The 9,946-nt window shown below is 44.1% G+C and carries 8 protein-coding genes and 1 pseudogene; 4 read left to right on the top strand and 5 right to left on the bottom strand.

Going from position 1 to position 9,946, the window contains the following annotated elements; genetic code table 11:
• Positions 1–274: 274 nt before the first annotated feature.
• Positions 275–973 carry an ABC transporter ATP-binding protein gene (locus P7J36_RS02550; RefSeq protein ID WP_408551208.1) on the top strand — a complete coding sequence of 233 codons (699 nt, stop codon included), beginning with the start codon at positions 275–277 and terminating at the stop codon, positions 971–973.
• Positions 974–982: 9 nt separating this feature from the next.
• On the top strand, positions 983–2,605 hold the full coding sequence (locus P7J36_RS02545; protein WP_408551206.1) for a hypothetical protein: 1,623 nt from the start codon (positions 983–985) through the stop codon (positions 2,603–2,605).
• Here the strand turns inward: P7J36_RS02545 and P7J36_RS02540 are convergent.
• A pseudogene (locus P7J36_RS02540) lies at positions 2,592–3,347 on the bottom strand (family 1 glycosylhydrolase); the annotation flags it as partial. The gene P7J36_RS02545 and the pseudogene P7J36_RS02540 sit on opposite strands and share 14 nt — an antisense overlap.
• A gap of 128 nt (positions 3,348–3,475) precedes the next feature.
• Here P7J36_RS02540 and P7J36_RS02535 point away from each other — a divergent pair.
• Positions 3,476–3,919, top strand: coding sequence for a MarR family winged helix-turn-helix transcriptional regulator (locus P7J36_RS02535; protein WP_105114168.1), 444 nt, complete (start codon positions 3,476–3,478; stop codon positions 3,917–3,919).
• Positions 3,909–4,367, top strand: coding sequence for a GNAT family N-acetyltransferase (locus tag P7J36_RS02530; protein ID WP_029171639.1), 459 nt, complete (start codon positions 3,909–3,911; stop codon positions 4,365–4,367). Before P7J36_RS02535 ends, P7J36_RS02530 begins: the two co-directional genes overlap by 11 nt.
• A gap of 72 nt (positions 4,368–4,439) precedes the next feature.
• Here the strand turns inward: P7J36_RS02530 and P7J36_RS02525 are convergent, their stop codons facing one another.
• From P7J36_RS02525 to P7J36_RS02510, 4 genes are all read right to left on the bottom strand, one after another.
• On the bottom strand, positions 4,440–5,462 hold the full coding sequence (locus tag P7J36_RS02525; protein WP_408551204.1) for a YeiH family protein: 1,023 nt from the start codon (positions 5,460–5,462) through the stop codon (positions 4,440–4,442).
• 9 nt (positions 5,463–5,471) lie between these two features.
• Positions 5,472–5,795 carry an AzlD domain-containing protein gene (locus P7J36_RS02520; protein WP_408539798.1) on the bottom strand — a complete coding sequence of 108 codons (324 nt, stop codon included), beginning with the start codon at positions 5,793–5,795 and terminating at the stop codon, positions 5,472–5,474.
• Complete coding sequence (locus tag P7J36_RS02515) at positions 5,782–6,483, bottom strand: AzlC family ABC transporter permease (RefSeq protein WP_408551202.1); 702 nt, start codon at positions 6,481–6,483, stop codon at positions 5,782–5,784. Before P7J36_RS02515 ends, P7J36_RS02520 begins: the two co-directional genes overlap by 14 nt.
• A gap of 226 nt (positions 6,484–6,709) precedes the next feature.
• A partial coding sequence (locus tag P7J36_RS02510; RefSeq protein ID WP_408551200.1) for a DUF1542 domain-containing protein occupies positions 6,710–9,946 on the bottom strand: 3,237 nt, incomplete at its 5' end.

The following is a 9,946-nucleotide window of genomic DNA, read 5'->3' as shown; positions in this document are numbered from 1 at the left end:
TCCAAAGGTTCCCCGAACCTTTTTGTAGCGAACTTTGTTCGCCCTATCTCCAACCTCCAAAGGTTCCCCGAACCTTTTTGTAGCGAACTTTGTTCGCCCTATCTCCAACCTCCAAAGGTTCCCCGAACCTTTGGAGCTAGTCTGAGTTCGATTTCCTTTGAGTAGTACACTACTAATTATTTAATGACTGAAAAATTCAAGCAAATTTTGCTTGAATTTTTTTGTTTATTATTGTATGATAAAGTCATAACAATATAACAAAAGGAGATTGGCTATGCGACTAAAACTGTCTTCTATTTCTAAAAAATTTGATCACAAGATGATTCTGGAGGATGCCAGTTTTCAATTTGAACAAGGCAAGATTTACGGCTTGCTGGGACGGAACGGGGCTGGTAAGACAACCTTGTTTAACTGCATTGCCCGTAATCTGACCTTGGATAGTGGCTCGATTCAGTTTGTAAAAGGCGAAGAAACTCTTGACTACGATAATACGGACATCGGTTTTACCCAGACCTATCCGCAACTGCCCGCTTTTATGACCGCCTTTGAATTTGTCCGTTTCTATATGGACATTCACAAGGATAAACTCAAATCTCCTCGCAGTCCAGAAGAATGGCTGCACCTGGTCGGTATCGGAGAAGAAGACCAGCACCGTCTGCTCAAGGATTTTTCCCACGGTATGCAGAACAAAGTCCAGTTACTCCTGTCTTTGATTGTCCAGCCTCCTGTCCTGCTCTTGGATGAGCCGCTGACGTCCTTTGACCCCGTGGCTGCCCACGAGTTCAAACAACTCATTCGGGAGGCTAAGAAGGATTCCGTCATTATCTTTTCCACCCACATCCTCCAATTAGCACAAGACCTCTGTGATGAGATTGTTTTGCTCCATCACCAAGAATTGCAAGCTGTTCCGAGTGACAAACTCCACGACCCTGACTTCGAACAGGAGATTGTTCAGCTACTGACAGCAGATTAGGAGGAGCATATGAAAACCATTCTACGTTATTTTTGGTATCGGGAAAAGTATGCCCTCCATCGCTCCGTCAACGGATTTTTCTACTATCTACGGAAACTGCCACTTGTGGGAAAGAGCATTCCAGAGAGTATTTTCAAGTCTTACAGTTTTAAGTCTGGTCTCTTTTTGGTCCTGCACATCCTTTCCATCCCCAGTCGCTTTTTGACCAAGGGCTTCTGGTTGGTTTTTCATTTCTATCATGCTTCTTTCTGGATGAATGTCTTGGCCAGTGAGGAATTGACCTTTTGGAATATTCTTCCAGGGACTTGGCTTCTAGGCTTTGTGTCCTGGTTTTTGTTTGTCGGACTAAACTATCGTTTTAGCAAGGGACTAGACCCAGTCATCTCGAAAGCAGATAGAGAATTTATGCAGAACTTCGGTCTATCACAATCTACCTTTTTGCAAAGTCAACTCTTTATCGAACCTATCCTGACTACTATTTACTATCTTCCAGCCTTAGTTATTTTTTGCCTAATGACAAATCAATGGCTGGTCTTTCCTGTCGGCATGATGACCGTGCTAGCAGGCCACCTGACTGGTCATGCTCTCAATCGTTGGCTCTTTGAACATCGTATCTTAACCCGTCGCAATTCTTGGTATGCTTGGCTATGGGTCGCGTTTGTTCTTGTGTTATATGTTCTGACTATTTTCTTCCGTCATCAGCTCTCCTTAGGCATGCTGGTCCCTATCCTGCTTGTCCAACCATTTCTGATTTGGTTTGGCTATGGTTATTTGAAGCAACAGACCAATCATCTGGACTATCTCCAGTATTGCATGGACCAGTCCTTACAAATGGATAAGAAATTGTTTGAGATGACCAAGGGCAATGAATACACTCGTCAGGGTTTGCAGATGCAGAAAAAGCTGAGTACAGAAAAGGGAAAAGACCTATCCCACCTGTCTGGCATGACCTACTTAAACGCTCTGCTATTTGACCGCTACAAAAAAGTCCTCTATAAGAAGGTGCGGAACTGGGTCCTGTCGCTCGTGGTAATTCTGGTCGCTCTGGAGGCCTTCCGCTACTATCTGGAGCCTTTTGAACTGACCGATGCCGTCCTCCTGCGGTGCCTGCCCTTCTCCTTTATGATTATGTATATCGCTTCGTCGGGCAAGGTGGTCGCTCAAATGGTCTTTGTCAACTGCGATATTTCCATGCTCCACTATCCTTTCTATCGCGAGGCTAAGACCATTATCGCTGGTTTTAACTACCGATTTTTGCAAACCTGCAAACTCAATCTCATCTTTGCGACCAGCCTCTTTTTGGTAATCCTGATCCTGTGGCGGTTTGCTCTCAGCTTGGAAACCATTCTTCTGACCGCCCTACTTCTGCTGAGTTTGACAGCCCTATTTTCCTTCCACGATCTTTTTATCTACTACATCCTCCAGCCCTTTACCAAGGACATGGAGGTGGTCAATCCAGTCTATAAATTTCTCAGCGGTGCCCTCTACTGGGTGGCCTACCTCAATATCAAGATGGATTTAGGCAGCCACTTGTACATCCTACTCATTTCCCTGACTATGATTGCCTATGTCAGCATCGGTTACTGGATTTTATTGAAAAAAGCTCCGCAGACTTTTAGATTGAAAGTATAAAAACTGCCTTCCCTAACGGGAGGCAGTTTCCATTTGCCAAAACGACCTTATCTTCCTCTGTAATTGGAATATTGAAGCCTTTGCGTTCAAACATTTTCAGGGCATAGGCTGGATAATGACCTCGAACTTGAACATCACAGAAAAACCAACGGTCGTGCATAGCTTGATTTGCCAAGAGGACATCTTCTGGTCGAGAGGAGAATGGATAGACTGGTACCATAGCAATCATGTTTCCGATTTGAAAATCAGGATTGATGGATTTTCCGATAGCAACTGCCTTGGCAGAAGCCACAAGAGTATGGTGACCACAGATATACATCGCCTCTTCGGGATTGTCATAGTCCCCAAAATGAGCACCAGAATTTGTCCAACCAAAAATATCATTTAAGAAATTCATTTGGTTATTGATTTCATTAAAGGTCATCCAGTATTTGACTTTGTTTTTGTAGTGTTTGAAAACTACTTCGGCAAATTTGATAAATTGGTCAATGGTATCACGGCTCATAAAACCACCGTTTTTCTTGGCTAATTCATAGGGCATTTCAAAGTGAGATAAGGTAATGACAGGTTCGATACCGTATTTCAATAGCTCATCAAAGACATCATCGTAGAATTGCAGCCCTTCTTCATTTGGCTCTGCCTCGAAGCCCGTTGGAAAAATCCGTGACCAAGCAATCGAGGTACGAAAAGCCTTGAAACCAAGGTCAGCAAACATGGCAATGTCTTCCTTATAGCGAAAGAACAAGACCAGATAAAATAAGTCAATCTGTATCTGATAAAAACTCCTGAAAATAGTTGTCAAAAACAACTATTTTTGATATACTGTTAAAAAATTAATTTCATTTAGCAACTAAATGCCAGAGGTGTCTATTGGAAAATTTAATTATACAGCTACGACAGTTTAACCGCTCTTACCTGCCTGCTTTTCATTTGCTAGGAAACAAATACCTAGGGGAACGCTACAATATTACTGAAGTTCGGATATTATTTGAAATCTATGAGAACTCAGGCTGTACCGCCTCTTTCATTAGCCATTCTCTCCAACTGGACAAGGGCTACATCAGTAAAATTCTCAAACAGTTTCAAACCTCAGACTACATCATTAAAAAAATAAGCCAAATCGATGGACGTCAACACAGTCTATTTCTGACGAAAACAGGACTAGCTGCTGTTGAGTCATATATCAACAAAGCAAATCAGCAAATTACTGAACAATTGAGCCATTTGACCCCTCAACAACGTTCCGAATTTCAAGAAGCAATCGAAACACTTATCCCCCTCATAAAAGAAATGGAGAAGAAAAATGAACATTGAAACCTATAAACCTGAATACAAGGAAGCATTTATCGCTATGAACCTCGCCTGGATAGAAGAAATGTTTCAAGTAGAAGATGAAGATCGTATGGTCCTAGGAAGCATTGAAGAGCGTCTTGCAAATGGTGGGGAGATTTTCTTCGCCATCAATGATGAAGGCGAGATTATGGCATCTTGTATGGTTGCACCACTCCCATCTGGTGAGTGGGAAATTGAAAAATTTGCTGCCAAAAAAGAATTTGCTGGTCAAGGGGCTGGCAAGGCTTGTTTGCAAGCTTGCATGGATTTTATTAAGGAAAAACAGATTCAAAAAGTGATTATCGTTTCGAATCGAAAATGTGTGTCCGCCATCCATCTGTATAGAAAATTTGGTTTTATCGAAATTCCAGTTGACAAAAACAAATTCCCTTATGAACGTGCAGACATTGCTTTTGAACAATATTTCTAATAACTTAAAAGAACAAGATCAAGCAGACAAAAAATCCTAGTATATTCACCAACTAGGATTTTTCTTGTTCATTTACCAAATTCCCAAGATTGCCTGCCAAACCAGTGTCAGCACCGTCACTCCCAGCCAGCAAACTAGTCCGACAAAAAGAGCTACTCTGCCATTTTTCACCAAGGAAAATACATTGGTCCGCAAACCAATGGCTGCCATAGCCATGCAAATGAGAAACTTGGACAGGGTTTTGAGCGGAGTAAAAACCGCTGTTCCCAGTCCAAAATGACCTGCGATTGTGGTCACCAGACTGGCTAGGATAAAATAGAGGATAAAAGTCGGAAAACCTGTCAGGAGGGACTTCTTATCTGCCTTGAGCCCCTTTCCTCGGGTTTGCCAAATTGCCAAAACCGACGTAATGGGAATAATGGCCAAGGTTCGCGTCAGCTTGACCATCACTGCCGTGTCCAAGGTCTGACTGCCCAATCCGTAAAGGCTGTCCCAGGTGGCTGCTGTTGCTGTGACCGACGAGGTGTCATTGACCGCCGTTCCGGCGAACATTCCAAAGGCCTGGCCCGAATCGGTCGAAAAACCAAGCCAAGTTGCCAAGGTCGGAAAGACCAAAGCTGCCAAGACATTAAAGAGGAAGATGACCGAGATCGCTTGTACCACATCCTCATCATCCGCCTGGATAATGGGAGCCGTCGCCGCAATGGCAGAGCCTCCACAGATAGAGGTCCCTACGCCAATCAAGGTCGCTAGATGAGATGAAATGGGTAACCATTTCCACATCAGAAATGCCAAAATCAAAGCAAAACTGATGGTTGAAAGAATAATTGGAAGAGACTGACGACCAACTGCCAAGACCGCTGATAAGTTTAATCCAAATCCCAAGCAAATCACAGCATACTGTAAAATTTTCTTGGAAGTAAAAGTTAAGCCTGACTGAAATGCATTTTTACTTGAAAAATAGGGATACAGGCTCATCCCGATCAGAAGGGCAAAAACAGGCCCACCCACAAGTGGAAATAAATGACCTAACCACTGACCCACCAAAGCCAAAAGGAAACAAAGTCCGACACCTTTGGCATTTTCTTTTACCATAAAAACCTCCTAAAATATCAAACGTAATAACGCAGTTGTAACAACGCCAACCAAGACTGCTAAAAGGATATTTTTTGTTTTCAAAACCACAAAAAATGTCGGAAGAATAGCCAAGCTTTCCACAGGGAGAAAACTTGGCAAGGAGCCAACTTTCTCATCCATAATACTGGAGAGGGTCAATGCAAAAATGATAGTGATTGGCAAAAAGCTGAGGAATTTCACCAACTTTGGAGGGAGAGATTTATTTTGCGTCAGTACAAAAGGTAGGACACGTGGCACCCAAGTCACCAGCGCCGCCACCAGAATAATCAGTAAAATGTTAGTTTTTATCATCAATCATCACCCCCACAAAGCAACCTAAGAGTGTCGACAAGAGCACCGCCACATAGGACGACACCATCATAGACAGACCGATATAGCCCAGACCAACTGCCAGCAGAATCAAGCCAATTTTTTTCAGCGGAATGGTCCGAACCATAGCCTCTAACTGACCTGCAAAAATACCGACAAACATGGCAACCAAGGCAAAGTCCAAGCCAAACTGCTCGGGATTTGGAATCAAACCACCGATGAGATTGCCCAGAGTGGTAAAGATAACCCAAGAAGCATAGCTAGCGAAGTTGTTGCCGTACATCCAGCTAGGGGCAATCTGCTTGTCCTCAATGTGTTTCCGCAAGAGAACCGCATAGGACTCGTCCGTCACAAAAGAGCCAATCAGGATATTGGAGCCTAGACTGTTGCCCTGAAAAATGGTCGTCGTATGCAGGCACATGAGAAAATTCCGCAGGTTGACAAAGAAAACCGTCACCGCAATTGACAACAAGGGGGCACCTGCCAAAATCATAGCACACATGACAAATTGAGCACTCCCTGCATAGACCAATAGGCTCATCAAAGCCATTTCCACTGCAGAAATGCCTGAATTGACCGATACCACTCCGCAGGCTAGGCCGATACTGGCATAGCCCAGAGCTGTGGGAATAGCATCCCGTAGACCCTCACGAAAAGTATGTTCCTTCATTCCATATCTCCGTAATAATTCGTAAAAAGTATTCTCTCATTTTCTCACATTGTAACTCGTTTTTCAACCATTTTCTACAAAAACAAAAGGACCTAAAGTCTATTGACTTTAGATCCTTTTTATTTGAGCTGTACAGATAGATGATCCATCAAGAGGCATCCACATGTACTCAACTTTCCGAGAAAAGATTGTTTCTTCTCAAAGAGTTTTCGATGAATAGTCTATTTTAAGCTTCTTCTTCGTCTTTTTTTCTCTTTGCTGCGAAAAGTGCTAAGCCCATTCCAAGAACTGCTAATCCAAGTGAAGTTGCTGAAGTTGCTTTTTCACCTGTATTTGGCAATTGCTTAGCTTTCTTATCAGCTGTATTCGTATTTGTAGCTGCAGATTTCACTTTCACTCCTGCTGCAGGATTGTTTGCATCTACTGCTTCAACTTCTGCTGAACCTAATCCTGAAACATTTCCAGCCATATCTTTAGAGTAAGCTGTCACAACTGTTCCTGGCTTGATAGCAGAACCTGGAATGATAACTTGACCAGTAACAGGATCTACAATCACAACTTTATCAGTTGTTGTCCATTTACCGTCTGCACCCTTAGTAACAACAACAAGTTGAGCCTTACCATTGTTATCTACATAGGTAACAACAAGTTCAACAGCTTCTTCAGATGGAGCAACTACAATATTACCTTTAGCATCGTCTGTAATCGCAGGAGCAGTTGTATCTGCCTGTTTCACAACCTCTGCTGGCAATACCAAGTCGATAGTACCATCTGGGTACTTGATTGACACAGAAGCACCTTTAGAAACGATAATCTCAGTTCCTTCTGGGAATGTATTGTTCTCTTCAAGGAGAGCCTTGATGCGAGCAATTTCTTCTTCAGTCAAATTGTTTGGATCAAGTACTGGTGTTACTGTTACAACTGGTTTGATAAGAGCTGAAAGTGGAAGTTTGATTTCGCCCAATGCATGATGAGTTCCAGCACCGTTGATAGAAATAATCGCTTCTTCAACAGCTTTATCGATTTCAGCTTTAGCTGCGGCTTTCTCTTCTGGTGTCAAGTTTGGATTTGCATCGATGGCAGCTTTCGCTTTCTCTGCTTCTTCCATAAGCTTGTTCTTAGCACCTTGTTTAGCTGCATCAAGAACATTTTCTGCAATAGCAGAGTTGCCCTTATCTTTAGCAGCTTGAACTTCAGTTGAAGATGTTGAACCGTCAATTGCTTTATTTGCTTCCGCTACTGATGCATCTACTGCTGCTTTGGCTGCGGCTTTCTCTGCATCTGACAAGTTTGGAGTTGCATCGATAGCTTTCTTAGCATCGTCGGCTGCTGCCTTGATTTCCTCTTTAGCAAGTGCTTTATCACCTGCAAGTGTTACTGCTTCTACTTCTTCAGTTGTCTTAGCATTATCGATAGCATCAGTTGATTTCGCTAATTCTGCATCTACAGCATCTTTAGCAGCTTGCTTCTCTTCTGCTGTCAAGTTAGCATTCGCATCGATAGCTGCTTTCGCATCTGCCGCTGCAGCTTTAAGTTCTTCTTTGGCTACTGCTTGTTCACCTAGAAGTGTTGCTGCATCTACAGCAGCAGCTGTTGTTCCTGCATCTACGGCTACAGTAGCTTTCGCTAATTCTGCATCCACAGCTGCTTTTAATGCAACTTTCTCTTCTGCTGTCAAGTTGGTATTCGCATCGATAGCTGCTTTCGCATCGGCTGCGGCTGCTTTAAGCTCTTCTTTAGCTACAGCTTTTTCACCTTCAAGTTTTGCTGCGGCTACTGCATCTGCTGTTATTGCTGCGTCGATGGCTGCAGTAGCTTTCGCCAATTCTGCATCTACGGCTGCTTTGGCTGCTGCTTTCTCTTCTGCTGTCAAGTTAGGATGTGCGTCGATAGCTTTCTTAGTATCGGCTGCGGCTGCTTTAAGCTCTTCCTTAGCTACTGCTTGCTCTCCTGCAAGAGTTGCTGCGGCTACTGCATCTGCTGTCTTAGCTGCATCGATAGCATCGTTAGCTTTTGCTAATTCTGCATCCACGGCTGCTTTGGCTACGGCTTTCTCTTCTGCTGTCAAGTTAGCATTCGCATCGATAGCTGCTTTCGCATCGGCTGCGGCTGCTTTAAGCTCTTCTTTAACTGCGGCTTGCTCTCCTGCAAGAGTTGCTGCATTAACGTCAGCTGGTGTTTTCGCTGCGTCGATAGCTTCTGTTGCTGTCTTAGCTGCTTCTTCAACTGCTTTAACTGCTTCCGCTTTAGCTGTATCATCCAAGTTTGGATTTGCTTTAATAGCTTCGATAGCATCGGCTGCGGCTGTGGCAACTTCTGATTTAGCTACTGCTTGCTCTCCTGCAAGGGTTGCTGCATTAACGTCAGCTGGTGTTTTCGCTGCGTCAATAGCTTCTGTTGCTGTCTTAGCGGCATCTTCTACAGCCTTGATTGCGGCTGCTTTAGCTGTATCATCCAAGTTTGGATTTGCTTTAATAGCTTCGATAGCATCGGCTGCGGCTGTGGCAACTTCTGATTTAGCTACTGCTTGCTCTCCTGCAAGGGTTGCTGCATTAACGTCAGCTGGTGTTTTCGCTGCGTCAATAGCTTCTGTTGCTGTCTTAGCGGCATCTTCTACAGCCTTGATTGCGGCTGCTTTAGCTGTATCATCCAAGTTTGGATTTGCTTTAATAGCTTCGACAGCATCTGCTGCGGCTGCGGCAACTTCTGCTTTAGCTACTGCTTGCTCTCCTGCAAGGGTTGCTGCGTTGACGTCAGCTGGAGTTTTCGCTGCGTCGATAGCTTCTGTTGCTGTCTTAGCTGCTTCTTCTACGGCCTTGATTGCTGCGGCTTTCGCTGTATCATCCAAGTTTGGATTTGCTTTAATAGCTTCAACAGCATCCGCTGCGGCTGCGGCTACTTCTGCTTTTGCTACTGCTTGCTCTCCTGCAAGGGTTGCTGCGTTGACATCAGCTGGAGTTTTCGCTGCGTCAATAGCTTCTGTTGCTGTCTTAGCGGCATCTTCTACAGCCTTGATTGCGGCTGCTTTAGCTGTATCATCCAAGTTTGGATTTGCTTTAATAGCTTCGACAGCATCTGCTGCGGCTGCGGCTACTTCTGCTTTAGCTACTGCTTGCTCTCCTGCAAGGGTTGCTGCGTTGACATCAGCTGGAGTTTTCGCTGCGTCGATAGCGTCTGTTGCTGTCTTAGCTGCTTCTTCTACGGCCTTGATTGCGGCTGCTTTCGCTGTATCATCCAAGTTTGGATTTGCTTTAATAGCTTCGACAGCATCTACTGCGGCTGCGGCAACTTCTGCTTTTGCTACTGCTTGCTCTCCTGCAAGAGTTGCTGCGTTGACATCAGCTGGAGTTTTCGCTGCGTCGATAGCTTCTGTTGCTGTCTTAGCTGCATCTTCAACTGCTTTAACTGCTTCTGCTTTAGCTGCGTCATCCAAGTTTGGATTTGCGTTGATAGCGGCAATTGC

Origin of the sequence: Streptococcus suis (assembly GCF_046032115.1) — a bacterium.
Taxonomy (GTDB): Bacteria; Bacillota; Bacilli; order Lactobacillales; family Streptococcaceae; genus Streptococcus; species Streptococcus suis_AJ.
The sequence above is the reverse complement of the archived record's forward strand: the minus strand, read 5'-3'. Positions and strand labels throughout refer to the sequence as shown.

Coding starts and splice junctions, on each gene's coding strand:
- P7J36_RS02545 (WP_408551206.1), top strand. CDS start 983: ATGAAAACCATTCTACGTTATTTTTGGTATCGGGAAAAGTATGCCCTC.
- P7J36_RS02530 (WP_029171639.1), top strand. CDS start 3,909: ATGAACATTGAAACCTATAAACCTGAATACAAGGAAGCATTTATCGCT.
- P7J36_RS02525 (WP_408551204.1), bottom strand. CDS start 5,462: ATGGTAAAAGAAAATGCCAAAGGTGTCGGACTTTGTTTCCTTTTGGCT.
- P7J36_RS02520 (WP_408539798.1), bottom strand. CDS start 5,795: ATGATAAAAACTAACATTTTACTGATTATTCTGGTGGCGGCGCTGGTG.
- P7J36_RS02550 (WP_408551208.1), top strand. CDS start 275: ATGCGACTAAAACTGTCTTCTATTTCTAAAAAATTTGATCACAAGATG.
- P7J36_RS02515 (WP_408551202.1), bottom strand. CDS start 6,483: ATGAAGGAACATACTTTTCGTGAGGGTCTACGGGATGCTATTCCCACA.